General features: G+C 68.5%; 24 protein-coding genes. 14 read left to right on the top strand and 10 right to left on the bottom strand.

All coding sequences use genetic code 11. The features are described 5' to 3' along the window. Positions 1–18: 18 nt before the first annotated feature. Entirely contained in the window at positions 19–231 is a 213-nt protein-coding gene (locus C7416_RS19945) for a hypothetical protein (protein ID WP_111520534.1), read from the top strand. 29 nt (positions 232–260) lie between these two features. Here C7416_RS19945 and rfaE2 read toward each other — a convergent pair whose 3' ends face one another. The 7 genes from rfaE2 to C7416_RS19910 all read right to left on the bottom strand — a co-directional run bounded on the left by rfaE2 (position 261) and on the right by C7416_RS19910 (position 7,405). Beyond that, positions 261–755 carry a D-glycero-beta-D-manno-heptose 1-phosphate adenylyltransferase gene (rfaE2, locus tag C7416_RS19940; RefSeq protein ID WP_111520533.1) on the bottom strand — a complete coding sequence of 165 codons (495 nt, stop codon included), beginning with the start codon at positions 753–755 and terminating at the stop codon, positions 261–263. A gap of 363 nt (positions 756–1,118) precedes the next feature. After that, positions 1,119–1,982 (bottom strand): ferritin family protein, encoded by an 864-nt coding sequence (locus tag C7416_RS19935; protein ID WP_062796223.1) that lies wholly within the window; start codon positions 1,980–1,982, stop codon positions 1,119–1,121. Positions 1,983–2,183: 201 nt separating this feature from the next. Beyond that, positions 2,184–3,461: a patatin-like phospholipase family protein gene (locus C7416_RS19930; RefSeq protein WP_111520532.1), complete on the bottom strand. Its 1,278-nt coding sequence runs from the start codon at positions 3,459–3,461 to the stop codon at positions 2,184–2,186. 32 nt (positions 3,462–3,493) lie between these two features. Then, the gene (locus tag C7416_RS19925; RefSeq protein ID WP_111520531.1) at positions 3,494–4,324 is read right to left on the bottom strand and encodes a PhaM family polyhydroxyalkanoate granule multifunctional regulatory protein; all 831 of its coding nucleotides are present in this window, start codon (positions 4,322–4,324) and stop codon (positions 3,494–3,496) included. A gap of 65 nt (positions 4,325–4,389) precedes the next feature. Continuing rightward, positions 4,390–5,223: an enoyl-CoA hydratase/isomerase family protein gene (locus C7416_RS19920; RefSeq protein ID WP_111520530.1), complete on the bottom strand. Its 834-nt coding sequence runs from the start codon at positions 5,221–5,223 to the stop codon at positions 4,390–4,392. A 128-nt stretch (positions 5,224–5,351) separates the two neighbouring features. Continuing rightward, entirely contained in the window at positions 5,352–6,332 is a 981-nt protein-coding gene (locus tag C7416_RS19915) for a fumarylacetoacetate hydrolase family protein (protein WP_111520529.1), read from the bottom strand. A gap of 74 nt (positions 6,333–6,406) precedes the next feature. Then, entirely contained in the window at positions 6,407–7,405 is a 999-nt protein-coding gene (locus C7416_RS19910) for a Bug family tripartite tricarboxylate transporter substrate binding protein (RefSeq protein ID WP_111520528.1), read from the bottom strand. Between the two features lie 180 nt (positions 7,406–7,585). Between C7416_RS19910 and C7416_RS19905 the strand changes: the two genes are divergently transcribed. The 4 genes from C7416_RS19905 to C7416_RS19890 all read left to right on the top strand — a co-directional run bounded on the left by C7416_RS19905 (position 7,586) and on the right by C7416_RS19890 (position 10,876). Beyond that, positions 7,586–8,419: an IclR family transcriptional regulator gene (locus tag C7416_RS19905; protein WP_111520527.1), complete on the top strand. Its 834-nt coding sequence runs from the start codon at positions 7,586–7,588 to the stop codon at positions 8,417–8,419. 58 nt (positions 8,420–8,477) lie between these two features. Further along, the gene (locus C7416_RS19900) at positions 8,478–9,485 is read left to right on the top strand and encodes a DUF3108 domain-containing protein (protein WP_240988131.1); all 1,008 of its coding nucleotides are present in this window, start codon (positions 8,478–8,480) and stop codon (positions 9,483–9,485) included. Between the two features lie 53 nt (positions 9,486–9,538). Continuing rightward, positions 9,539–10,381 carry an alpha/beta fold hydrolase gene (locus C7416_RS19895; RefSeq protein WP_111520526.1) on the top strand — a complete coding sequence of 281 codons (843 nt, stop codon included), beginning with the start codon at positions 9,539–9,541 and terminating at the stop codon, positions 10,379–10,381. A 237-nt stretch (positions 10,382–10,618) separates the two neighbouring features. Beyond that, a complete protein-coding gene (locus C7416_RS19890; RefSeq protein ID WP_012351433.1) occupies positions 10,619–10,876 on the top strand; it encodes a BTH_I0359 family protein in 258 nt (85 codons plus the stop codon). A 107-nt stretch (positions 10,877–10,983) separates the two neighbouring features. Here the strand turns inward: C7416_RS19890 and C7416_RS19885 are convergent, their stop codons facing one another. After that, positions 10,984–11,376 (bottom strand): rhodanese-like domain-containing protein, encoded by a 393-nt coding sequence (locus tag C7416_RS19885; protein ID WP_111520525.1) that lies wholly within the window; start codon positions 11,374–11,376, stop codon positions 10,984–10,986. 210 nt (positions 11,377–11,586) lie between these two features. Between C7416_RS19885 and C7416_RS19880 the strand changes: the two genes are divergently transcribed. The 5 genes from C7416_RS19880 to C7416_RS19860 all read left to right on the top strand — a co-directional run bounded on the left by C7416_RS19880 (position 11,587) and on the right by C7416_RS19860 (position 17,630). Next, on the top strand, positions 11,587–12,648 hold the full coding sequence (locus C7416_RS19880; RefSeq protein ID WP_111520524.1) for a homocysteine S-methyltransferase family protein: 1,062 nt from the start codon (positions 11,587–11,589) through the stop codon (positions 12,646–12,648). 18 nt (positions 12,649–12,666) lie between these two features. Beyond that, on the top strand, positions 12,667–15,414 hold the full coding sequence (gene metH, locus C7416_RS19875) for a methionine synthase (protein WP_111520523.1): 2,748 nt from the start codon (positions 12,667–12,669) through the stop codon (positions 15,412–15,414). Between the two features lie 263 nt (positions 15,415–15,677). Further along, the gene (locus tag C7416_RS29195) at positions 15,678–16,139 is read left to right on the top strand and encodes a hypothetical protein (protein ID WP_181461279.1); all 462 of its coding nucleotides are present in this window, start codon (positions 15,678–15,680) and stop codon (positions 16,137–16,139) included. Positions 16,140–16,534: 395 nt separating this feature from the next. Then, positions 16,535–17,167, top strand: coding sequence for a response regulator (locus C7416_RS19865; RefSeq protein ID WP_018006648.1), 633 nt, complete (start codon positions 16,535–16,537; stop codon positions 17,165–17,167). 55 nt (positions 17,168–17,222) lie between these two features. Then, on the top strand, positions 17,223–17,630 hold the full coding sequence (locus C7416_RS19860) for a response regulator (protein WP_111520522.1): 408 nt from the start codon (positions 17,223–17,225) through the stop codon (positions 17,628–17,630). Positions 17,631–17,664: 34 nt separating this feature from the next. On the opposite strand, the gene C7416_RS19855 is transcribed toward C7416_RS19860, so the two are convergent. Further along, on the bottom strand, positions 17,665–19,068 hold the full coding sequence (locus tag C7416_RS19855; RefSeq protein ID WP_111520521.1) for a sensor histidine kinase: 1,404 nt from the start codon (positions 19,066–19,068) through the stop codon (positions 17,665–17,667). A 332-nt stretch (positions 19,069–19,400) separates the two neighbouring features. On the opposite strand from C7416_RS19855, the gene C7416_RS19850 reads away from it, so the two are divergent. Together C7416_RS19850 and C7416_RS19845 are read left to right on the top strand one after the other, a co-directional pair. After that, a complete protein-coding gene (locus tag C7416_RS19850) occupies positions 19,401–19,568 on the top strand; it encodes a DUF1328 domain-containing protein (protein ID WP_010812883.1) in 168 nt (55 codons plus the stop codon). A gap of 53 nt (positions 19,569–19,621) precedes the next feature. Further along, positions 19,622–20,050, top strand: a complete 429-nt coding sequence (locus C7416_RS19845; RefSeq protein WP_111520520.1) for a DUF883 family protein — start codon at positions 19,622–19,624, stop codon at positions 20,048–20,050. Between the two features lie 192 nt (positions 20,051–20,242). On the opposite strand, the gene C7416_RS19840 is transcribed toward C7416_RS19845, so the two are convergent. Then, complete coding sequence (locus tag C7416_RS19840) at positions 20,243–20,566, bottom strand: DUF1840 domain-containing protein (protein ID WP_111520519.1); 324 nt, start codon at positions 20,564–20,566, stop codon at positions 20,243–20,245. A 277-nt stretch (positions 20,567–20,843) separates the two neighbouring features. Between C7416_RS19840 and argS the strand changes: the two genes are divergently transcribed. Both argS and C7416_RS19830 read left to right on the top strand, forming a co-directional pair. Then, positions 20,844–22,631, top strand: a complete 1,788-nt coding sequence (gene argS / locus C7416_RS19835; protein WP_111520518.1) for an arginine--tRNA ligase — start codon at positions 20,844–20,846, stop codon at positions 22,629–22,631. 123 nt (positions 22,632–22,754) lie between these two features. Next, the gene (locus C7416_RS19830; RefSeq protein WP_111520517.1) at positions 22,755–23,468 is read left to right on the top strand and encodes an SPOR domain-containing protein; all 714 of its coding nucleotides are present in this window, start codon (positions 22,755–22,757) and stop codon (positions 23,466–23,468) included. Positions 23,469–23,540 lie beyond the last annotated feature (72 nt).

The following is a 23,540-nucleotide window of genomic DNA, read 5'->3' as shown; positions in this document are numbered from 1 at the left end:
CCTCGATCCGATTCCCCCATGATCACCCGCTCCCTGCGCATCGCATTGCTGTTGCTGCTGTTGGCCAACGCGGTGCTGCTGGCCGCGGTGCTGGGCGCGTTCGGCGCGCAGCCGCTGTCGGGCTGGTTCGAATCGCCGCGCGAGCCGCACCGGCTGGAGCAGCAGGTGCGGGGCGAGCGCATGCGGCTGCAAGCGCCGCCGGCCACGCCGGCGTCGGCGCCGGGCGCTTAGTTCGGGCCAAATAATGCAGGCGCGGCGGCTCAGCCGCCCTGGCGCACCTTGGTCAGCAGTTTGGTGGTGGAGCGGTCGTGCAGGAAGGGGATGGCATAGGCCTGGCCGCCCCAGCTGCGCACCAGCCGGGTTTCTTCGAGCGTGTCGATATCGTAGTCGCCGCCCTTGACGTAGATGTCGGGACGCACCAGGCGGATCAGCTCCACCGGCGTCTGTTCGCGGAACATCGCCACCAGGTCGACCGACGCCAGCGCGGCCAGCAGCGCCATGCGGTCCGTCTCATGGTTGAGCGGGCGGTCGTCGCCCTTGCCCAGCATCTTCACCGAGGCATCGCTGTTGACGCCGACCACCAGGCTCGCGCCCAGCGCGCGCGCCTGCGCCAGGTAGGTGGCATGGCCGCGATGCAGGATGTCGAAGACGCCGTTGGTAAATACGAGCGGGCGCGGCAGCGCGGCGATGCGCGCGGCCAGCGCGGCGGTGTCGTCGGCGGGAGTCAGCTTGGATTCGAAGGCGGGTACGGACATGGATCGGGACATGGGAAAGTTGGAGGCCGGCACCGTGGCGGAGCCGGCGCGCTTGCCCGAATGGTACCTGTTCTTGCCGTGCGCTCCGTGCCGCGCTGGCTGATGCCATCGCGGCACGGCGCAGGCGACAGCACGACGAGGATGGCGACAAGGGATGTAGTAACCGGCTACTACCTGCGCGGCGGCTGGCGCGCTTATCATCCGCGGCACCGTATTTCCGGGAACAGGAAAACGGCGTAGCACCCTACCCGCGAGGGGCCGGACGATCCGGCGTGCCGCCGCGGGCCGCATTTGTCGGGAATGCGCGAAGGTAAAAAAATGCCCCGCTTCGGCGGGGCATTTTTTTTATCCGGACCGGGCCGCTCAGGCCTGCGCCGGGCGGGCCGCGCCGGCGCCTTGCAGGCTGGCGTTCAGCTCCTTGCGGTAGCGGTTCAGGTCCTGCACGCTTTCGAAGGTACGCTCGAACAGCAGCGACATATTGTGCAGGATCCGTTCGATGACCTTCTTCTCCCAGCCTTCGTCGAAGCGGATCTGCTCGTCCAGCCATTTCTCGAGCCAGTCCGGGTCCGGCAGGCGCGACTGCACCGTGTCGTTGGGGAACAGCGCCTTGTTGACGTGCAGGTTGGTCGGGTGCAGCGGCTTCTCGGTGCGGCGCGCCGATGCCATCAGCACGCCGATCTTGGCGAAGGCCGCGCGTGCGCTGTCGCCGAACTGCGCCAGGTACTTCTTCATGTAGCGCAGGTAGGCGCCGCCATGGCGGGCTTCGTCTTGGGACAGGGTGCGGTAGATATGCTTGATCACCGGCTCGGTGTGCCATTCGGCGGCACGGCGGTACCAGTGGTTCAGGCGGATCTCGCCGCAGAAATGCAGCATCAGCGTTTCCAGCGGCGGCGCCGGGTCGAACTCGAAGCGCACCGCGTGCAGTTCTTCCTCGGTCGGCACCAGGTCCGGACGGAAGCGGCGCAGGTACTCCATCAGCACCAGCGAATGCTTCTGTTCCTCGAAGAACCAGATGCTCATGAACGCCGAAAAGTCAGAGTCGTGGCGGTTGTCGCGCAGGAACATCTCGGTCGCGGGCAGGGCGGACCATTCCGTGATCGCATTCATGCGAATGGTCTTGGCCTGGTCGTCCGTCAGCATGCTGGCGTCGAAGGACTCCCAGGGGATGTCCTTGTCCATGTGCCAGCGGACGGCTTCCAACGATTTGAACAGTTCGGGGTAGAGCATGGTAAGCCTTTGAAATTACGGGCAGATTCTACCAGATGCGAATTATTCTCTTCTCTCCTTTTTTAGGCCGGAGCGGGGCAAATATGCAACGCCGGGCGGGGTTTGCCGGCGCCTTCTGCATTTTCCGGGCGATCAGCGCCGCGGCGGCGGGCCAAAGTGCCAGCGCGAGCGCCTGTGCGACCGTCATGTGACGGCGGCAACTCAGGGAGAGACTGCCTGCTCGGCCGCGTGGTCGCCGGTGTCGGGCGCGGCCGGCGCCGTGCCTGGGACGATGCCGTAGAGAAAGGCCGCCAGTTCGTCGGCCTGGGCTTCGGCGTCGCGCTCGCCCAGCGCGATCAGCGCCTGCGTAAAGGCCGGCTCGAACAGCAGGTAGCTGGCAAACGCGGCGCCGCGCGCCTCGGTGCCGCCCAGCGGCGCCAGCAGCGCGCGCACGGTGCGCGGCAACTGCTTCTGGTGCTCGGCGGCGATGGCCTCGATCGGCTCGCTGGGCGCCACCGTCATCACCTGCACCGGGCGCCAGCCCTCGCGGTCGCCGGCCACCTCGGGCATGCGCGCCAGCAGCCGGTTGATATGCAACAGCCGCTCCAGGTCGGCGTTCAGGCCGTCCAGGAAGATGCTGGCGAGCGCCTGCCCGCCCACCTGCGCCAGCGACGGATAGCCGCCGCCCGGCATGGTGTCGAACCAGCCCGAGCGCTGACGCGAGGCCGCGCCGATCGCCAGGATGCGCGACGCGCCCAGGTGGATCGCCGGCGACAGCGGCGACATCTGGCGCATGGTGCCGTCGCCGAACCACTCGTGGTGCCCATCGAGTTCCAGCGGCATGGCCGGGAACAGGAACGGGATCGACGACGAGGCCAGCAGGTGGTCCACCGTGATCTGCGCCGGCACCGCGATGCGCTGGCTGCGGTGCCACGGATGGATGCGGTGGTGCGACTGGTAGAAGGTCACGTGGCGCCCGGTGCTGTACGACAGCGCCGTGACCGCGAACGCCTGCAGCGCGCCGCTGTCGAGGCTGGCCTGCACCCGTGCGGGCTCGAACAGCTCGCCCAGCATGCTGCCCAGCGGGGTGTTGTCGAACAGCGCGCGCGGCGCGCGCCGCTGCGTGGCCCAGCCCAGCGCCAGCGTCGACAGCCAGCGCGCCCCCGACACGCCCACGCGCAGCACATCGGTGCGGTAGACCTCGTCGGCATGGATGCTGTGCCAGAGCGCGCCCAGGCTCTGCGTGGCAGCCTCGAAGTCGCCGGCATGGATGGCCAGCCCCGCGCCGTTGATGGCCCCGGCCGAGGTGCCGGCGAGGATGCCGAACGGCAGCGCGGCCTGCGCCTTGCCATGGCGCGCGGCGATGCGCGCCACGCCGTTGAGCACGCCGGCCTGGTAGGCAGCGCGCGCGCCGCCGCCCATCAGGATCAGGGCGGTGGCGGCGGGGTTCGGCGTGGAAGCGGGCGCCGCGGGGGGCAGTGGCAGCGAATCGCGATGCATGGGTGGGATGGGGGCGTCAGGCAGCGGCAGGCTCAGTTGGTGACGCTGCCGCCCGTGCCGTTGCTGCCGCCGTTGCCGCTGCCGTTGCCACCATGGCCACCTTCGGCCTCGCGCGCCGGCTTGGCCTTGGTTGGCTTGCTGGCAGCCGTTTTCTTCGCCGGCGCCTTTTTCGCCGGCGCCTTCTTCGCGGCAGGGCTGGCGGTGCCAGCCGAAGGCGTCTTGCCGGCTGCCGCGGTCCCGGGTTTCTCTGCGCCGGACTGGGCGGTGCCGGCTGGCGTGGCGGCGCCCGCGGCGCCAAAGCCGCCCATGCCGAACGGCACCATGCTGGCCGCCGCGGCGCTGCTGGCAATCTGGTTGAACTGCTGTTGCAGCATGTCCCACCACAGCGCGGCGTTGGGCGCCGGAGCGGTCTCGGCGTCGCTGGCGCCAGCCTGCGCTGGCTCGGCGGCCGCCGGCTCGGGCTGCGCGGCGCTGCCCGTGTCCGCACTGGTACCGGCGCCGGTATCCGCGCCGGTGCGTTGCGGCGCCTCGGCGCTGGGGGCGTTGGCGGCGCGCGCGACGTTTTCCATCGCCGATTGCATCGCCTCGGGCGACAGCGCGTTGCCGAAGGTCTGCAGCGCCACCAGCGTGGCGCGCTGCACTTCCAGTCCCTGGATGGTGGTGCGCAGCAGGTTGGTATTGAGCTGCAGCCAGCTTTCCACCGCCTTCAGGTCGGCGATGCGCTTGTCGAGGTCTTCGAGGTCCATCGGCGGCGTCATCGCCTGCAGGCCGGGCATCAGGCCGGCGGGCATGCCTGCGCCGCCGCCCCATAGCCGGCGCATGAAGTCGAAGCCATTGGTGAAATCGGGAATCTGTCCGAACATGGTCGCGCGCTCCGTGTGCGGCGCAGCCCGGTGCCCGGACCTCCGGGAGCGCGGCTGCGTCGTCGTTACCTGAACTGAGGCGGCCGCTTTTCGCGCAGGCTCGCCATGCCTTCGTGCACGTCGGGGCCGGCAAAACCCATGAATTCCAGCGCCAGCGAGGTATCGAACGCGGGGCCGGCCATGCGCAGCCAGTTGTTGAGGGCGTACTTGGTCCAGCGGATCGCGCTCTGCGACCCTGCCGCCAGCCGGTTGGCCACCTCGAACGCGCGCGCCACCAGTTCGTCCTCATCCACCGCCAGCGAGACCAGGCCGATCCGCTCGGCCTCTTCGCCGCTGACCGACTCGCACAGCATCAGATAGTACTTGGCCTTGGCCATTCCGCACAGCAGCGGCCACACGATCGCCGCATGGTCGCCCGCGGCCACGCCCAGCCGGGTATGGCCGTCGACGATGCGCGCGGTCTTCGCCGCGATCGAGATATCGGCCAGCAGGCCTGCCACCAGCCCGGCGCCGACGGCCGGGCCGTGCATCGCCGAGACCACCGGCTTGTCGCAGTTGATGACGTTGTAGACCAGGTCGCGCGCCTCGTGCCAGACGCGCGTGCGGGTGTCGAAGTCGTTGGCCATGTCCTCGACCAGTGCCAGGTCGCCGCCGGCGGAGAAGCCCTTGCCCTCGCCGCGGATCAGTGCCACGCGCACCTCGGGGTCGGCGGAGACGTCGCGCCAGATTTCGGCCAGCTCGCGGTGCATGTTGGCGTCGGCGGTGGCCAGCTTCTGGTTGGCCGACTGGGCCGCGCCCATGACGATTTCGAGGATCGGGCCGTGGCGGCGCAGGGTCAGCGCGCGGTAGCGCGCGTAGCGCGGGGACAGGGCGGCGGTGTCAGCGGAAGGAGTGGTCATGGGGGCCTTTGAGGTGGACGCCAGCGCGGGCGCCGGACGCAGGTGACTGCAATCAAATTTACCAACCGATCGGTCGGTTAATTATATGCAAATCCGGCGCGCGGCTGCGTTCCCCGGCCCGGCGTGCTTCAGGCGGCCGCCACCAGCTGGTCGATCGCGCCGAACACCGAGTGGCCCTGCGCGTCGAACATCTCGATCTTGACCGCGTCGCCGAACTTCATGAATTCGGTCACCGGCTTGCCTTCGTCGATGGTCTCGAGCATGCGCTTCTCGGCGATGCAGCAGTAGCCCTTGTTGCGGTCGACGTTGGAGATCGTGCCCGAGCCGACGATGCTGCCCGCGCGCACGTTGCGGGTCTTGCAGATATGGGCGATCAGCTGGCCGAAGTCGAACACCATGTCGGTGCCGCAGTCGGGCTGGCCCACCTTCTTGCTGTTCCAGTGCACGGTCATGGGCAGGTGCACCTTGCGCTCGCGCCAGGCCTCGCCCAGCTCGTCGGGGGTCACCGCCACCGGCGAGAACGCCGTCGCCGGCTTGCTCTGGAAGAAGCCGAAGCCCTTGCCCAGTTCGGCGGGGATCAGGTTGCGCAGCGACACATCGTTGGCCAGCATCACCAGCCGGATGGCCTCGCCGGCCTGCTCCGGGGTGGCGCCCATCCTGACGTCGCCGGTGATTACGGCCACCTCGGCCTCGAAGTCGATGCCGAAGGCCTCGCTGGCGCAGACGATGTCGTCGTGCGGGCCGAGGAAATCGTCGGAGCCGCCCTGGTACATCAGCGGGTCGGTCCAGAACTCGGGCGGCATCTCGGCGCCGCGCGCCTTGCGCACCAGCTCGACATGGTTGACGTAGGCCGAGCCGTCGGCCCACTGGTAGGCGCGCGGCAGCGGCGCCATGCAGTCCTTCGGCGCGAACGGGAACGGATGGCGCGCGCGGCCGCCGTTGAGCGCGTCGTACAGGTCCTGCAGCTGCGGTGCGTAGAACTGCCAGTCGTCGAGCACGGTCTGCAGCTTGCCGGCGATGTCGGTGGCGAAGTGCGCGGTCTTCAGGTCGCGCGACACGACCACCAGCTGGCCGTCGCGCGAACCGTCCTTCAGGGTTGCGAGTTTCATGGGATGCGGTAGGGATCGGGGGCGCCTGCCGGGCAGGCGCGATGGGCGCTAGTCTAACGCGGCGCGCGCGGCGCTCAGTCGACCGTGATGCCCTTGGCCCTGATCAGCTTGCCCCAGCGCTCGGCCTCGGCACGCGCGTAGCTGGCGAATTCCTCGGGCGTGCTCGACACCGCTTCGACGCCCACGCCTTCCAGCTTCTTCTGCACCTCGGGCGTCTTCAGCGCCTTGACCAGCTCGGCGTTCAGCCGCGTGACCACGGCCTTGGGCGTGCCGGCCGGCGCCACCATGCCTTGCCAGGCGTAGGCCTCGAAGCCGGCCACGCCGCCTTCGGCGACGGTCGGCACACTCGGCAGCACGGTGAGCCGCTTGGGCGTGGCCACGCCCAGCGCCCGCAGCTTGCCGGCCTGCACGTTCTGCTGGCCCGAGGCCAGGTCCAGGAACATCAGGTCGACCTGCCCCGCGAGCAGGTCCTGCACCGCGGGCGCGGCGCCCTTGTAGGGCACGTGCGTCATCTTGACCCGGGTCTGGTCCATGAACAGCTCCATCGCCAGGTGGTGCGGGCTGCCGGCGCCCGGCGAGGCAAAGTTGACCTTGCCCGGGTGCTTCTGCGCATAGTCGATCGCTTCCTTGAGCGTACGCGCCGGGAAATTGGGGTTGGCCACCAGCACCAGCGGGAAGCGCGCCAGCTGGCCGATATAGACGAAGTCCTTGTCGGCGTTGTACGGCAGCTTCTTGTACAACGACGGGTTGGCGGCCAGCGTGGCGGTATCGGCGGTCAGCACGGTGTAGCCGTCGGGCCTGGCATGCGCCACCGCATCGGCGCCGACGATGGTGGCGGCGCCCGGCCGGTTGTCGATCACCACCTGCTTGCCCAGCCCCGGCGTAATCGCCTGGGCCACGGTGCGCGCGACCACATCGGTGCCGCCGCCGGCGGGGTAGGGCACCACCCAGCGGATCGGCTGCGACGGCCAGGTGTCGGCGCGCGCGGGAGTGCTGGCGGCGCACAGCAGGGCGAGCAGGGGGAGGGCGCAGAGGGCGGCGAGGGCGGGGCGGAAGTAGCCAGGGGGGCGCATCGTTGGTCTCCATGGTAAAACGGGGGCCCGGTATGGCGGGCTGCACGTGCGCCCGCCGGCCAGGTCTGTAGCGGAGAAAGTCTACCGAGCGCTTAAAAATTGGTAAATCGATTTCGCTATAGTAAATTTACCTAGGATTTTTCCCTCCCCCAGCCAGCAGGCACACGCCCTGCCACCCGCATGTCAGAGATCGAAGAAGAAGACGCCAAGCTGCGTTCCGGCATCCAGTCCATCGAGGTGGGCTTCAGGCTGCTGCAGGCGCTGGCGGCATCGCCGCGCGCGATGATGCTGCGCGACCTCGCCGCCGCCGCCGACATGAACCCGGCCAAGGCCCACCGCTACCTGGTCAGCTTCATGCGGCTTGGGGCGGTGGCGCAGGACCCTGTCAGCGGGCGCTATGACCTGGGGCCGTTCGCGCTGCAACTGGGGCTGGCCGGGCTGAACCGCCTCGACCCGGTCAAGAAGGCGCGCCCGATCCTGTCGCAGCTGCGCGACGAGCTGGACCTGACCGCCGGCATCGCGGTGTGGGGCAACCATGGTCCCACGGTGGTGCACTGGGAGGAGTCCAGCCACCCGGTCACGGTCAGCCTGCGCCTGGGTGACGTGATGCCGATGCTGAACTCCGCCACCGGGCGGCTCTACGGCGCCTACCTGCCGCGCAAGCAGACCCTGCCGCTGATCGAGCGCGAACTGGGCGCACGCGGCCATGACGGCGTGCCCGACATGCCGCGCACGCTGGCCGAGTACGACGCGATCTGCGCCGAGGTGCGTGCGCACGGTGCCGCGCGCACGCTCGGCGGCGTGCTGCCGGGCATCAACGCGTTCTCGATGCCGGTGTTCGACGCCAACGGCCATCTCGCCATGGGGCTGATCGTGCTGGGCGCGCAAAGCATATTCGATGCAGAATGGGGCGGTACGATGGATCGCCGCGTGCGCGCCATCGCCCAACAGCTCTCATCGGAACTCGGCTACCTTGGTGCCGCCACGCCGGCCGGACAAACCGGCCACGCCTGAACCTGACGCCCGGCGCGGCGCGGATCCCCGCGTCTGGCGCCGGCGCCGCTGGATCTTTGTGATTGTGCTGGTGCTGCTGGTCCACCTGCTGGCGGTGGTGGGCCTGGTGCGCATGCCCGGGCCGCTGATCCCGGTCGATGTCAGCGATACCCCCACGCTGGAAGCCGTGCTGCTGCCGCCGCCGGCGCCGCCGGCCCCACCCAAGCCACGACCGATCGCGCGCGCCCCGCGCCCGCAGCCCAAGCCCGCGGCACCGCGGCCCGAACCGGAAGTGCCCGCACCCGCGCCCGAGCCGGCGCCGCCGCTTGCCACCAGCCCGCAGGGCGCTACCGAGATGGCCGCCGGCAGTGGCGGCGAAGGCAGCGCGGCCGCGCCCGCAGCCGCCGCCCCGGCCCCGTCCGGCGGCCCGCAGGGCGGCGTCAACGGCGTGCGCTACAGCGCGCCCCCGTCGGCGACCATGCATTACGCCAGCTTCGTCAACGGCGTGCAGAACCCGGACGGCCTGATCCGCTGGGAGCAGGACGGCAGCCGCTACCGGCTCGCGGTCGAGACCCGCGTGCTGTGGTTCCGCTTTGCCTTCCAGAGCAGCGGCGCGCTGGCCGAGCAGGGGCTGCTGCCGGAGCGCTACGAAGAGCGCCGCCGCAACAAGGTCGAGGCCTCGCGCATCGACACCGCGGCCGGCACCGTGGCCTTTGCCTCGGGCGCGCAGGCGCCGTTCCCGCCCGGCGCGCAGGACCGCTTCAGCGTCTTCCTGCAGCTGGTGGGGCTGGTGCGCGGCAATCCGCAGCGCTACGTCACGCCCGGTGTGACGGAATCGTTCCAGGTGGCAGACACCCGGGATGTGGAACCGATGCAAGTGCAGTATGTTGGAGAGGTCGAGGTCGACACCGGCCAGGGCGTGGTGCGCGCCAAGCACTTTGTGCGGCTGCCGCGCCGCCCCAACGACCGGCGCCGCGTCGAGGTCTGGCTGGCACCGTCGCTCGGCTGGATGCCGGTGCGGCTGCGCCAGACCGAGCCCGACGGCACCCAGATCGACCTGGTGTACCGCGGCAAGGAAGGACCGTAGCGCTGCAGGTTTGCGCATTTCCAACGCATGCTTGACCGAAAGGAGTCCCAGCCATGACCGTTGCCACGCCGCCCACCGAAACCCGCCGCATCCATGCCGACGGCGCCGACCTGCACGTGCGCCTGGACGGCGCCGACGGGCCATGGGTGATCCTGACCCACGCCCTGGCGGCCGACCATACCCTGTGGGACGTTACGGCCCGGCACCTGGCCGGCCGCTACCGCGTGGTGCGCCCCGACTTGCGCGGCCATGGCGCCAGCGATGCCCCGCTCGGCCCCTACACCATGACGCGGCTGGCCGACGACGTGGTCGCGGTGATGGACGCGCTGCAGATTCCGCAGGCGCACTTCTGCGGCATCTCGGTCGGCGGCATGATCGGGCAGAGCATGGGGCTGCGCCATCCCGAACGGCTGCTGTCACTGACGCTGGTGGCGACCAACAGCCAGACGCCGATGGAAGCCCACCCGATGTGGCACAACCGCATCGGCCAGGCCGAGGCCCACGGCATGGCGGGTCTGGCCGACGCCACCCTCGGACGCTGGCTGACGCCGGCGTTCCATGCGTCACATCCGGACGAAGTGTTGCGTATCCGCGACATGCTGGTGGCGACTCCGGTACGTGGATACGTGGGTGTGGCCGAGGCCATCATGGCTTTCGACCTGGCGGGCGCGCTTTCCCGCATTCATTGTCCTACGCTGGTAGTAGCGGGCGAGCAGGACCAGGGCGCCACCGTGGCGATGGCACAGAGCATTGCCGCGGCGATCTCCGGGTCCAGGCTCGAGGTAGTGCCGCAAGCGGCGCACCTGGTGCACGTGGAGCAGCCGGAACGCTTCCACGCCGCGCTGGACGCCTTCCTGGGGAGCGCCGCATGCGGGGGCCAGTGCGACGTTCCGTGACAAGCAACACACTGATGTTCCAGGCTCAAGAAACTTGTTGCATTGGCCGATGCCCAATTCATGTAAGGCAGAAAATCGTGGCAACGTGGTGACAGGCACCGAATAACTTGTGAATAACTTGATATCCCGCCGGTCACCCCAAGTTTGGAGGTAAAGCCGCGGCGCCCCCTCATGGCAACAACTGAGGCAAGAACCACAAGGGCGAGCCGCCCATCCATGACGCCCAGGAGGTGTGCCATGCAAATGATCTACAACAGTGACAACTACTGCATCGTCGAGTTCGGTGCGGATGTTGAGCAAGCGCCGCTGGAGTTCGGCGGCTACGAAATCGTCGACAAGAACCTGAAGCGCGAGATTTTCCTTGGCGGCCAGCTCGCCGAGAGCTTCCGTGCCGACGTCAAGCGGCTGATCGAAAGCGAGCCGTCGGTGGAGGAGGTCGATGACTTCCTCGGCAAGTTCGACAATGTGATGACGCACCCGCTGGTGATGCACTGAGCGGCTTCGCCGGGCCGGTGCCCCGAGCCGCCGCCCGCCCGGTTTTGCGACGAATACCAAGCCCGCTTCGGCGGGCTTTTGCTTGCTTGCGGCCGAACGCGATGGCCTCAGTACTGCTCCCACGGCAGCCCGTCGTGGCGCCATCCGTTGAGCGTATTGCGGTGACGCTCCGCGTCGAGGTCGCCCTCGAAGCCGTGCAGCACAAACTGGACGTTGGAGAACCCCGCGCCCTCGAGCGCGCGGGCCGCCGCGGACGAGCGGTTGCCGCTGCGGCAGATCAGCAGCACCGGCCGCGCCGACGCCTGCCCGGCGAGCTTCTTCACCATCTGCACGAAATGCGGGTTGACCTCCCAGTCCGGGCCGTCGTTCCAGGGCACGTTGTGCGCGCCCTTGGGATGGCCGACGAACAGGTATTCCATCTCGCTGCGGCAGTCGATGAAGAGCGTCTCGGGCGATTGCGCCAGCAAGGCGTGGGCGTCGGTAGGGGACAGGTGTTGCATGGTCGGAAGCGGGACGGAGGGGGCGCGGCGCAGGCCGCCGGACGGTGATGTTTACGTCTCTCAGTGTAGGCGCCGGAGCGTCCGGCAGGCAACCGACGGCGCCCGCAAGGCCTTGATACACCTGATAAAATCGCACCTCTTTGGCCGCCATCGGCCACCGCGGCCTACCGTCGAAGCTCCGCCGGCCCCGCCTTTCCAGAGTTCCCCGCCATGAGTGCCCCTGATTCCCGCGCGGCCGCACCGCGCCCCTACACCCGGGCTGCCGAGCTGCCCCGGCTGCTGCAAGAACGCATCCTGATCCTGGATGGCGCCATGGGCACCATGATCCAGCGCTACAAGCTGAGCGAAGCCGACTACCGCGGCACGCGCTTCGCCGACCACAAGGTCGACGTCAAGGGCAACAACGAACTGCTGCTGCTGACGCGCCCGCAGGTCATCAGCGAGATCCACGAGCAATACCTGGCCGCCGGCGCCGACCTGATCGAGACCAATACCTTCGGCGCCACGCGCGTGGCGCAGGAAGACTACAAGATGGCCGGGCTGGCGTACGAGATGAACGTCGAGGCCGCGCGCCTGGCGCGCGCTGCCTGCGACAAGTACAGCACGCCCGACAAGCCGCGCTTCGTCGCCGGCGCCTTCGGCCCGACGCCCAAGACCGCCAGCATCTCGCCCGACGTGAACGACCCCGGCGCGCGCAACGTCACCTTCGAGGAGCTGCGCGAGTCGTACTACGAACAGGGCAAGGCCTTGCTCGAGGGCGGCGCCGACGTGTTCCTGGTCGAGACCATCTTCGACACGCTCAACGCCAAGGCCGCGCTGTTCGCCATCGACCAGCTGTTCGAGGACACCGGCGAACGCGTGCCGGTGATGATCTCGGGCACCGTGACCGATGCCTCGGGCCGGATCCTGTCGGGCCAGACCGTCGAAGCGTTCTGGAACAGCCTGCGCCACGCGCGGCCGGTCACCTTCGGCCTGAACTGCGCGCTCGGCGCGACGCTGATGCGTCCGTATATCGCCGAGCTGGCCAAGATCTGCGACGCCGCGGTGTCGTGCTACCCCAACGCGGGTTTGCCGAATCCGATGAGCGACACGGGTTTCGACGAAACCCCCGAGGTCACTTCGTCGCTGGTGGAAGAGTTCGCCGCCTCCGGGCTGGTCAACCTGGTGGGCGGCTGCTGCGGCACCACGCCCGAGCATATCGCCGCCATCGCCCAGCGCGTGGCCGACAAGAAACCCCGCAGCTGGCCCGGCCAGTACCGCGACGCCGCCTGAGCCCGAGAGCCTGACAACATGAGCGAGAACAAACTGCCCCCGCGCCCGATGCGCCTGTCCGGCCTCGAGCCCTTCACCATCGACGACGACACGCTGTTCGTCAACGTCGGCGAGCGCACCAACGTGACCGGCTCCAAGGCCTTCGCGCGCATGATCCTGAACGGCCAGTTCGACGAGGCGCTGGCGGTGGCGCGCCAGCAGGTCGAGAACGGCGCGCAGATCATCGACATCAACATGGACGAGGCCATGCTGGACTCGAAGGCCGCGATGGTTCGCTTCCTGAACCTGATCGCGTCCGAGCCCGACATTGCGCGGGTGCCGATCATGCTGGATTCGTCCAAGTGGGAGGTGATCGAGGCCGGGCTGCAGTGCGTGCAGGGCAAGCCGGTGGTCAACTCGATCTCGCTGAAGGAGGGCGAGGAACAGTTCCGTCACCATGCCGAGCTGATCCGCCGCTACGGCGCCGCCACCGTGGTGATGGCCTTCGACGAGCAGGGCCAGGCCGACACCTTCGCGCGCAAGACCGAGATCTGCCAGCGCAGCTACGACATCCTGGTCAATGAAGTCGGCTTCCCGCCGGAAGACATCATCTTCGACCCGAACATCTTCGCGGTCGCGACCGGCATCGAGGAGCACAACAACTACGCGGTGGACTTCATCGAGGCCACGCGCTGGATCAAGCAGAACCTGCCGTACGCCAAGGTCAGCGGCGGCGTCTCCAACGTGTCGTTCTCGTTCCGCGGCAACGACGTGGTGCGCGAGGCGATCCACACCGTGTTCCTGTACCACGCCATTGGCGCGGGCATGGACATGGGCATCGTCAACGCCGGCCAGCTTGGCGTATATGACCAGCTCGATCCCGAGTTGCGCGAGCGCGTCGAAGACGTGGTGCTGAACCGTCGCGAGGATTCCACCGACCGTCTGCTGGAAATCGCCGACCGCTACAAGGGCGGCGGCGCGAAGAAGGAAGAGAACCTGGCCTGGCGCGGCACGCCCGAGCAGCCGGTGCCGGTGGCCGAACGGCTGGCGCATGCGCTGGTGCACGGCATCACCACCTTTATCGTCGAAGACACCGAGGAAGTGCGGCAGCAGGTGGCGGCGCGCGGCGGCCGCCCGATCGAGGTGATCGAAGGCCCGCTGATGGATGGCATGAACATCGTCGGCGACCTGTTCGGCGCCGGCAAGATGTTCCTGCCGCAGGTGGTCAAGAGCGCGCGCGTGATGAAGCAGGCGGTGGCGCACCTGCTGCCCTACATCGAGGAAGAGAAGCGCCTGCTGGCCGAGGCCGGCGGCGACGTCAAGGCGCGCGGCAAGATCGTGATCGCCACGGTCAAGGGCGACGTGCACGACATCGGCAAGAACATCGTCTCGGTGGTGCTCCAGTGCAATAACTTCGAAGTGGTCAACATGGGCGTGATGGTCCCGTGCAACGAGATCCTGGCCAAGGCCAAGGTCGAGGGCGCGGACATCGTCGGCCTGTCCGGGCTGATCACGCCGTCGCTGGAAGAAATGGCCTACGTGGCGTCCGAGATGCAGCGCGACGACTACTTCCGCGTGAAGAAGATCCCGCTGCTGATCGGCGGCGCCACCACCTCGCGCGTGCATACTGCGGTCAAGATCGCGCCCAACTACGAAGGCCCGGTGGTGTACGTGCCGGACGCATCGCGCTCGGTCAGCGTGGCGTCGAGCCTGCTGTCGGACGAGGGCGCGGCCCGGTACCTGGACGAGCTGAAGAGCGACTACGAGCGCATCCGCACCCAGCACGCCAACAAGAAGGCCACGCCGATGGTGACGCTGGCGCAGGCGCGCGCCAACAAGACGCCGATCGACTGGAGCCGCTACGTGCCGCCGAGGCCGAAGTTCATCGGCCGCCGCGTGTTCCGCAACTACGACCTGGCCGAGCTGGCCAACTACATCGACTGGGGCCCGTTCTTCCAGACCTGGGACCTGGCCGGCAAATTCCCCGACATCCTCAACGACGAGATCGTCGGCGAGTCGGCGCGCAAGGTGTTCTCGGATGGCAAGGCGATGCTGTCGCGCCTGATCCAGGGCCGCTGGCTCACTGCCAACGGCGTGATCGCGCTGCTGCCGGCCAATACCGTCAACGACGACGATATCGAGATCTACACCGACGAGACCCGCAGCAAGGTCGCGCTGACCTGGCACAACCTGCGCCAGCAGAGCGAGCGCCCGGTGGTCGACGGCGTGCGCCGGCCCAACCGTTGTCTCGCGGACTTTGTCGCGCCGAAGGACAGCGGCATCGCCGACTATGTCGGCGTGTTCGCGGTGACGGCGGGCCTGGGTGTCGACAAGAAGGAAGCCCAGTTCGAGGCCGACCACGACGACTACAGCGCGATCATGCTCAAGGCGCTGGCCGACCGCCTCGCCGAAGGCTTCGCCGAATGCCTGCACGAGCGCGTGCGCAAGGACCTGTGGGGCTACGACGCCGCCGAGGCGCTGAGCAACGACGAGCTGATCGCCGAGAAGTACCGCGGCATCCGTCCCGCGCCCGGCTACCCGGCCTGCCCGGAGCACACCGTCAAGGGGCCGATGTTCGAATTCCTCGACGCGGCCGAGATCGGCATGGGCATTACCGAGTCGCTGGCGATGACGCCGGCGGCCTCGGTCAGCGGCTTCTACCTGGCGCATCCCGAGTCGACCTACTTCACCATCGGCAAGATCGGCCAGGACCAGCTCGACGACATGGCGGCCCGCCGCCACGAAGACCGCGCCGCGCTGGCGCGCGCGCTCGCGCCCAACCTGTAACCGGGTGCGACGCCCGGGCGGCAACGGCGGCGGCGGTGCTCCGCCGCCAGCCCTTTGATGCAGCAGGAAAAGCGGAGCGAATGGCCCGCACGGCGCCGCCAGGGTGGCGTGCGGGCCGCCTCACAACTCCTTACAGTGCCTTTCAACTGCTCACAGACCGCCGCAACCCGGCTCCCTAGACTGAGGGCTCGATACACGCAATCACCAGCGTGATCACCGCGGCGAATTGTTCGCCGTGGGGCATCCTGAAAGGAGTTCTGTCCATGAAGAAACTGCTGCTCTCCCTGTCCGCCCTGTCGATCGCCGCGGCTTCCTCGCTGGCCATGGCCCAAGGTACCGGCGCTGCCGTCGGCGCCAAGGCCGACGTCGGTGCCTCGGTGACCACGCCCTCGCCCGCCGCGGCGGCACAGGGTGGCCTGAACGCCGTCGGCGGTGCCGCCACGGGTGCCGCGGGCGCGGCCGAGAAGGGCCTGTCGACCGCCGGCGCGGCGACCGACAAGGGCCTGTCGGCAGCGGGCACCGCCGCTGACAAGGGCCTGTCGACCGCGGGCGCCGCCGTCGACAAGAGCGCCGGCACCGCCGTCGACGCCACCGGCTCGGCCAAGGCAGAGGCTGGCAGCAAGGCCAAGCATGGCAAGCACGCCGCCAAGTCGACCAAGAAGTCGAAGGCCGACGCGAACGTGGGCGTCAGTGCCGGCGCGGAAGCCGGCGCGAAGGCGCAGTAAGCACCCGCGCAGTAAGCACCCGCGCAGTAAGCACCCGCGCAGTAAGCACCCGCGCAGTAAGCACCCGCGCAGTAAGCACCCGGATAGTCGCTTGCAGTACTAGCCCCAGCCTCTACCGGTGCCGGCGGCGCCAGGCCCCCTCCAGGGAAGTGCACGGGCCTGACGCGCCGCAGCAAAGCGGGACGGATCCTATCCGTCCCGCTTTGCTTTTGCGGCAGCCTGAAGTTGCCCGCGGCGTGCCCGCCGCCGGCCTTGCCGCCACGCCGCATTGTCAGCCTGACACCGACAGCCTGAGCGCGCGCGCGGCACTACAATGACAACATCGCAAGCGGTTCCGCCTGCACCCGACGTGCACCGGGCCGAAGTGCCGGTCCGTTAAACCCGTGGAGCCCCACATGATCCGCGTCCTGATCGCCGACGACCACGAGATTGTGCGTGCCGGGCTGCGTCAGTTCATTTCCGAAGAACCCGATATCCAGGTGACCGGCGAGGCCGGCAGTGGCGACGAAGTCATGGCGCAGCTGCGCGATGCCGAGTTCGACGTGCTGGTGCTGGACATCTCGATGCCGGACCGCAATGGCATCGATGTGCTCAAGCTGATCCGCCAGCGCAAGCCCGACCTGCCGGTGCTGATCCTGTCGACATACCCGGAAGACCAGTACGCGATCAACCTGATCCGTGCCGGCGCGTCCGGCTACCTGACCAAGGAAAGCGCACCCGACGACCTGGTCAAGGCGATCCGCACGGTGGCGCAGGGCCGCCGCTACGTCAGCGCCACGGTGGCCGACCTGCTGATCGGCGGGCTCGACAAGCCGACCGAGCAGCCGGTGCACCAGATGCTGTCCGAGCGCGAGTTCCAGATCTTCTGCAAGCTGTCGCGCGGGCAGTCGGTCTCGGTGATCGCCGACGAGCTGTTCCTCAGCGTCAAGACCGTCAGCACCTACCGTTCGCGCATCCTGGAGAAAATGGGCATGAAGACCAACGCCGACCTGACCTATTACGCGATCAAGAACGGCCTGGTGGAATAGCAGTTCAATCGCGGCCCCGCGCGGGCCGCCCCGGAAGGGACCCGCAATACAAAATATGTCGGAGCAGGATTCGAACACTTCCTACCGGGCGCTGAACGTGCTGCTGATTGAAGATTCGGCGGTCCTGCGCGGCATGCTGCTCGAATACCTGAAGGATTTCCCGTTTATCGAGAACGTCGACTGGGCCGATACTGAAGCCCTGGCGCTGCGCCTGCTCGCCGCCGGCAAGTACGACGTCGCCATCGTCGACCTGCAGTTGCGCCAGGGTAACGGCATCAACGTGCTGCGCGCGATGCAGCGCGCCGGCACGGGCACCGTGCGCATCGTCTACACCAACCATGCCCAGCTCGAGATGTACCGGCGCCAGTGCGCCGAGGCGGGCGCCGACTACTTCTTCGACAAGTCGCTCGAGCTGGAGCAGGTGTTCCGCGTGATCGAGGAACACGCTGCGCTTCAGCCCTGACGCGTCAGGCCCGTTCAGGCCCGTTCAGGCCCGTTCAGGCCCGTGCCGGCTCCGGGCTCTCCGGTTCTTCAGCGGGCGCCAGCACCGATGCGGTCAGCGGCACCTCGATCCGGATCCGGACCCCGGCATCCGGCGACGAATCGATCCGCATGCTGCCGCCCAGCGCGGTGACGCGCTGTTCCATCCCCAACAGGCCGTGGTGGCCGGCGGTGCTGCCAGCGTCGAAGTCCGGCGGCAGGCCCTTGCCGTCGTCGCGCACGGTCAGCGTCAGCAGTTCGCCCTGGCACGCCAGCGACACCTCGACGTGCCGGGCCTCGGAGTACTTGCTGGCGTTGGTCAGCGATTCCTGCACGATGCGGTACAGCGCGATCGCGGCTTCGTCGCGTAGTGCTGGCAGGTCTTCGGGCACGCTGACGTCGGTCTCCCAGTTGTTGCGCGCGCCCACTTCCTCGACCAGTTGAGTGACTGCCGCGCGCAGGCCCAGGTTGAGCAGCACGGTGGGGCGCAGGTCCTCGATCAGGCGGCGCTTGATCTGGATGCCCTGGTCCACGTGCAGCATCACGCGCGTCAGGCGCTCGGCCGCCACCGGCTGGTCCGCCTGTACCTTGCGGCGCACCCAGTGCAGGTCCAGCTTGATCGCGGTCAGGATCGCGCCCAGTTCGTCATGCAGTTCGCGCGCGAGCCGGGTCTTCTCGTCTTCGGTCACGCGCTGCAGGTGGCCCGCCAGCGCCGACAGCTGGCGCGTGCGCGCGCGCACCTTGCGGTCCAGCCGCACGCTTTCCTCTTCCAGCTGGGTGCGCACCGCCTCGGCCATCGCCAGCCGCTTGGCGTGGCCGATGCCGACCGCCATCAGCAGGATGATGTTGATGGCGGTGAGCAGGCCGATGCCGTAGCGCGACAGCTGCACGTCGTTCTCGGCGCCCTCGAGCCGGTGCGAGACCGCGCCGGCCTCGCGCGCCTGCAGCTGGTCGAGCCCGCGGCGCGCGTTGTCCATGGTCTGCTTGCCGTAGTCGGTGCGGATCAGGTCCAGCGCCACTTCCAGGTCGCGCTTGCCGTACACCAGCGTCAGCGCCATCTCGTTGAGCTTGCTGTTGACCAGCTTGGAGGTGTCGCCGAACTGCTTCAGGCCTTCGGGGTCATTGGCGTAGCCCGCGCGGATCTGCGCCATCAGCTCGGCGATGCGCGGCAGCGCCTTGTAGTACGGCTCCAGGTAGCTTTCCTTGCCGGTCAGCAGGAAGCCGCGCTGGCCGGCCTCGGCATTGACCAGCTCGCCGTTGAGCGCGGCCAGCTCGGTCTGCAGGCGCTGCGAGCGGATCACGTCGGTATAGCTTTCGCGCAGGCGGATATTGCCGGTTTCCGACGCCACCAGCACTGCCAGGGTCAGCAGGATGCCGCCCGCCAGCAACAGCGTGTGAGGGAGAAATGACTGCTTGAACATGGGGCAATTCCTATCGAGAAGGCGCGCTCGCCCGTCGCGGCGCCAAGGGAGGGCCCATGGAATCACATCGACCGCCATGGGTCAACCCGGCGCCGGCTTCCGCATCGCGCTTCGCGCCCGCACGGCAGCCCGGTTGCGCGTGCTGCGCGGGGCCCGCGCGGCGCCCGGCAGGCGTTGTAGGACTTGGCTGACAGTGGAATCGGCTGCCTGTCGGTATTGGCACGAAGCGTGGCTTTCTACGATGAGGCTATGAGCTTGCACCCGTTGGCGCAAGCCTCACATGGGCCCAGCCAGTGCGCCTGGCCTGGTCCGAAATCTTCGGGAGCCTAGCCATGCTGCAATATGCACTCGTATTTTTCGTCATCGCCCTGATCGCCGCGATTTTCGGCTTCGGCGGAATTGCCGCCGGCGCCGTCGAAATCGCCAAGATCCTGTTCTTCATCTTCCTGGTCGTGGCGCTGGTCGCCGCGGTGATGGGACTCGTTCGCAGGGGACGATAAGGCCGGCGCAAGCCGGCATCACGCCCTCGTCGACCCGAACCTGAGGAGACCGTATGCTGACGCAGAACCCTAAAGTCCGGAAGGAACTGAACCACCTGTCCGACAGTGCCGACAGTGCGATCCGCCATATCAAGCATGCCGCGCGCGATACGCGCGAGGCTGCGGCGCCGGTGTCCAGCGAAGTCAAGTCGCTGATCTCGCAGCTCGAGCACACCATCCAGGTGCTGGCGCGCGAGGGCTCTGCCGAGAGCCTGCAGGCCGGCCACCGCCTGCGCGAACGCGCCAGCGACATGGCGCATCGCCTGCGCGCCCAGACTGCCGACGGCATGATGCGCGCGCGCGAACGCGTGGATGGCGCGGTGGTGCAGGCCCAGCACCGCGTGGCCGAATCCCCGCTGAAGGCGGTGGCGATCGCAGCCGCCGTCGGCGCGGTGATCGGGCTGTTGCTGGCCAACGGCCGGCACCATGCCGATGAGGAATAAACGCGCGGATTAGCCGACAACACCTGACGCGGAGATCCAGTTGGCCTGCCAGCCGGGCTCCGCCGGAATTCCCCCCTTTCCGGAACCCTCGTCCGGAAGCCCGGCCGCCAGTTGTGACGCCGGGTGTTTTTTTATCCGCGGGCGGTGGACTGGCCCGCAGCGGCGCTCAGCGCCTTGCGGCCCGCGGAATGTTCAGACCCCCCAGAGGACATTGGCCCCTTCACGCTGCGAGGCGCGCAGCATGTCGAGGAAGGGATAGGCGCGCTGCCCCAGGTGCAGCGGCTCTTCCTCTTCCTCGTCGGCATCGGGCCGGGGTTCGACCGCGGTGTCGGCCGGATGTACGCGGCGCGCATCGGCCACGGCCGCTTCGAGCTTGTGGATCGCGTGCGGCAGTTCTTCGACGGTGATCACCCCCCGTTCCCCGAGATGCTTGCCGATGATGCCCAGGAGCGTCACGGCCAGGTCCTTCATCATGATCAGGTCCTGCGCGGCGTGGGATTTGAAGGTGATCAGCATGATGGTTTTTCCTTTGACGGAGAACGGTGGGCGGCGTCCCCGGGGCGGGATGCCGCGCCGGTTCGGGCACGATCTGGCGCGGCCGCCGGGGCGGATTGTGGTCGGTGGCCGTCCTTGCGCATGATGTCAGCATAGCACCTGATAAAATTGCGCGTTCCCGATTCCCATGCCTGTCACGCGGCGCGGCGTTGATTCGCCGTCACTTGCCGTGGTCGTGGCGCCGGCGCGGCCCGCGGGGCCTGCGCCTGAATACCAGCCCACAGGGCTTCCGACATCCATGCTGCCTGTTCAGACCTCCAATCTTGCCGCCGCGTTCACCGATGCCGTGCGCGCGCTCGCCCCGGCTGATGCCACCTTGCCCGCGGTCACCTTCGAGCGGCCCAAGGTGGCCGCCCATGGCGACCTCGCCTGCAATGTCGCGATGCAGGTCGCGCGCGCGCTCAAGAGCAACCCGCGCGAGCTGGCGCAGCGCATCGTCGCCGCGGTGCAGGCCGATGCGCGCGCGCAGCAGCTGGTCGCGACCATGGAGATCGCCGGCCCCGGCTTCATCAACCTGCGCCTGACGCCGGCGGCCAAGGCCGAGGTGCTGCGCGCGGTGCTGGACCAGGGCGACCACTACGGCGCGCGCGAGCGCGGCGTGCATGGCCAGGTGCTGGTGGAGTTCGTCTCGGCCAACCCGACCGGCCCGCTGCACGTCGGCCACGGCCGCCAGGCGGCACTGGGCGATGCGCTCGCCAACCTGCTGTCGTGGCAGGGCTGGCACGTGCACCGCGAGTTCTACTACAACGATGCCGGCGTGCAGATCCAGACCCTGGCGCTGTCGGTGCAGGCGCGCGCGCGCGGCCTCAAGCCGGGCGATGCCAGCTGGCCCGAGGCCGCCTACAACGGCGACTACATCGCCGACATCGCCGCCGACTTCCTTGCCGGCAAGACCGTCAGCGCCTCCGACGGGGAGCCGGTCACCGCGTCGGGCAACGTCGAGGACATCGACTCGATCCGCAAGTTCGCCGTGACCTACCTGCGCAACGAGCAGGACATCGACCTGCAGGCCTTCGGCGTCAAGTTCGACCGCTACTACCTGGAGTCGTCGCTGTACAGCGACGGCCGCGTCGACGCAGCGGTGCAGTCGCTGATCGGTAAAGGCAAGACCTACGAGAGCGAGGGCGCGCTGTGGCTGCGCACCACCGACGACGGCGACGACAAGGACCGCGTGATGAAGAAGAGCGACGGCACCTATACCTACTTCGTGCCGGACGTCGCCTACCACACCACCAAGTGGGAGCGCGGCTTCACCAAGGTCATCAACGTGCAGGGCAGCGACCACCACGGCACCATCGCGCGCGTGCGCGCCGGCCTGCAGGGCCTGGACATCGGCATCCCGCAGGGCTATCCCGACTACGTGCTGCACAAGATGGTGACCGTGATGAAGAACGGCGAGGAGGTCAAGATCTCCAAGCGCGCCGGCTCCTACGTCACCGTGCGCGACCTGATCGAATGGTCCAACGGTGGCGACGAGACCATCCGCGGCTGCCTGGACGGCGGCGTGGCCGACTGGCCGGCGCACTTCACCCGCGGCCGCGACGCGGTGCGCTTCTTCCTGCTGTCGCGCAAGGCCGATACCGAGTTCGTGTTCGACGTCGACCTGGCGCTCAAGCAGAACGACGAGAACCCGGTGTACTACGTCCAGTACGCCCATGCCCGTATCTGCTCGATCTTCGAGTCGTGGGGCGGCGCGGACTGGGAAACGCGCCTGGCCGAGCTGGCCGGCGCCGACCTGGCCGCCGTGACCGGCGCCGAGGCCAGCGCCCAGGCGCTGGCGCTGGGACAGCGCCTGGCCGAGTTCCCGGACATGCTGTCGGCCGCCGCCTCGGAACTGGCGCCGCACGCGGTGGCGTTCTACCTGCGCGACCTGGCCGGCGACTTCCACGCCTTCTACAACGCCGACCGCGTGCTGGTCGACGACGAAGTCGTCAAGCGTGCGCGCCTGGCGCTGCTGGCCGCCACGCGCCAGGTGCTGCGCAACGGCCTGGCGGTGATCGGCGTGTCCGCCCCGCGCCGCATGTAAGCGCGCAACCGGCGCCCGGCCCGGGCCGCCGGCGACGCACGGGGCCAGCCGGCCCCGGGGACGATCCGGTGCGGCCGCCGGCGGCACTGGCTCTATAATCCCGGCATCACCGAAGAGGACTTCATGCAACAGCAACGCAAGCGCGAGTCGCGCAATGTCCGCCGCAGCCAGCAGCGCGGCGGTACGTTCCTGGGCCTGGTGCTCGGGCTGATCGTCGGGCTGGCCATCGCCGTGGTGGTCGCCCTGTACATCACCAAGTCGCCGACGCCGTTCCAGCAGAAACACGCCCCCCGGCCAAGCGAGCCCGGCAACGTCACCAGCCAGCTGCCGGCCCCGGCCCAGCGTGCCGACGAAGGCCCGAGCGACCCCAACAAGCCGCTGTGGAGCAAGACCCCGGCCAAGCCGGTGGGCCAGGCGCCGGAGCCCGAGCCCAAGCAGAACGGCCAGCCGCCGGTGGCGACCCGCCCGGCGGAGAAGCCGGTGGACAAGCCGCTGGACAAGCCCGTCGAGAAGCCGGCCGACAAGCCGCTCGCCACCAAGCCGGCCGAGAAGCCGGTGTCGGACCCGATCGCCGAGATCGCCCAGGCCGACGCGCACAAGGTGGGCTATCTGCTGCAGGTGGGCGCGTTCCGCTCGTCGGACGACGCCGACCGCCAGAAGGCCAACCTGGCGATGCAGGGCTTCGAGGCCCGCATCACCGAGCGTGACGTCAACGGGGTCAAGATGTACCGGGTGCGCCTGGGGCCGTTCAACCGCATCGAAGACATGAACAAGGCACGCGACCGGCTGCAGTCGTCCGGTTTCGAGGCCTCGGTGATCCGCTTTACCAAGCAGTAGGCGGCACCGCTTAATACCCGGTAACCGCCGCAACACCGCAGCAACAGGTTCCCGCCAGAAGCGGCGGGCGCA

Origin of the sequence: Cupriavidus phytorum, from assembly GCF_003254285.1 — a bacterium.
Lineage (GTDB): Bacteria > Pseudomonadota > Gammaproteobacteria > Burkholderiales > Burkholderiaceae > Cupriavidus > Cupriavidus phytorum.
The sequence above is the reverse complement of the archived record's forward strand: the minus strand, read 5'-3'. Positions and strand labels throughout refer to the sequence as shown.

Coding starts and splice junctions, on each gene's coding strand:
- C7416_RS19880 (WP_111520524.1), top strand. CDS start 11,587: ATGAGTGCCCCTGATTCCCGCGCGGCCGCACCGCGCCCCTACACCCGG.
- C7416_RS19915 (WP_111520529.1), bottom strand. CDS start 6,332: ATGAAACTCGCAACCCTGAAGGACGGTTCGCGCGACGGCCAGCTGGTG.
- C7416_RS19845 (WP_111520520.1), top strand. CDS start 19,622: ATGCTGACGCAGAACCCTAAAGTCCGGAAGGAACTGAACCACCTGTCC.
- C7416_RS19925 (WP_111520531.1), bottom strand. CDS start 4,324: ATGTTCGGACAGATTCCCGATTTCACCAATGGCTTCGACTTCATGCGC.
- C7416_RS19885 (WP_111520525.1), bottom strand. CDS start 11,376: ATGCAACACCTGTCCCCTACCGACGCCCACGCCTTGCTGGCGCAATCG.
- C7416_RS19935 (WP_062796223.1), bottom strand. CDS start 1,982: ATGCTCTACCCCGAACTGTTCAAATCGTTGGAAGCCGTCCGCTGGCAC.
- C7416_RS19840 (WP_111520519.1), bottom strand. CDS start 20,566: ATGCTGATCACCTTCAAATCCCACGCCGCGCAGGACCTGATCATGATG.
- rfaE2 (WP_111520533.1), bottom strand. CDS start 755: ATGTCCGTACCCGCCTTCGAATCCAAGCTGACTCCCGCCGACGACACC.
- C7416_RS19905 (WP_111520527.1), top strand. CDS start 7,586: ATGTCAGAGATCGAAGAAGAAGACGCCAAGCTGCGTTCCGGCATCCAG.
- C7416_RS19895 (WP_111520526.1), top strand. CDS start 9,539: ATGACCGTTGCCACGCCGCCCACCGAAACCCGCCGCATCCATGCCGAC.
- C7416_RS19910 (WP_111520528.1), bottom strand. CDS start 7,405: ATGCGCCCCCCTGGCTACTTCCGCCCCGCCCTCGCCGCCCTCTGCGCC.
- C7416_RS19890 (WP_012351433.1), top strand. CDS start 10,619: ATGCAAATGATCTACAACAGTGACAACTACTGCATCGTCGAGTTCGGT.
- metH (WP_111520523.1), top strand. CDS start 12,667: ATGAGCGAGAACAAACTGCCCCCGCGCCCGATGCGCCTGTCCGGCCTC.
- C7416_RS19945 (WP_111520534.1), top strand. CDS start 19: ATGATCACCCGCTCCCTGCGCATCGCATTGCTGTTGCTGCTGTTGGCC.
- C7416_RS19930 (WP_111520532.1), bottom strand. CDS start 3,461: ATGCATCGCGATTCGCTGCCACTGCCCCCCGCGGCGCCCGCTTCCACG.
- C7416_RS19865 (WP_018006648.1), top strand. CDS start 16,535: ATGATCCGCGTCCTGATCGCCGACGACCACGAGATTGTGCGTGCCGGG.
- C7416_RS29195 (WP_181461279.1), top strand. CDS start 15,678: ATGAAGAAACTGCTGCTCTCCCTGTCCGCCCTGTCGATCGCCGCGGCT.
- argS (WP_111520518.1), top strand. CDS start 20,844: ATGCTGCCTGTTCAGACCTCCAATCTTGCCGCCGCGTTCACCGATGCC.
- C7416_RS19830 (WP_111520517.1), top strand. CDS start 22,755: ATGCAACAGCAACGCAAGCGCGAGTCGCGCAATGTCCGCCGCAGCCAG.
- C7416_RS19855 (WP_111520521.1), bottom strand. CDS start 19,068: ATGTTCAAGCAGTCATTTCTCCCTCACACGCTGTTGCTGGCGGGCGGC.
- C7416_RS19860 (WP_111520522.1), top strand. CDS start 17,223: ATGTCGGAGCAGGATTCGAACACTTCCTACCGGGCGCTGAACGTGCTG.
- C7416_RS19850 (WP_010812883.1), top strand. CDS start 19,401: ATGCTGCAATATGCACTCGTATTTTTCGTCATCGCCCTGATCGCCGCG.
- C7416_RS19920 (WP_111520530.1), bottom strand. CDS start 5,223: ATGACCACTCCTTCCGCTGACACCGCCGCCCTGTCCCCGCGCTACGCG.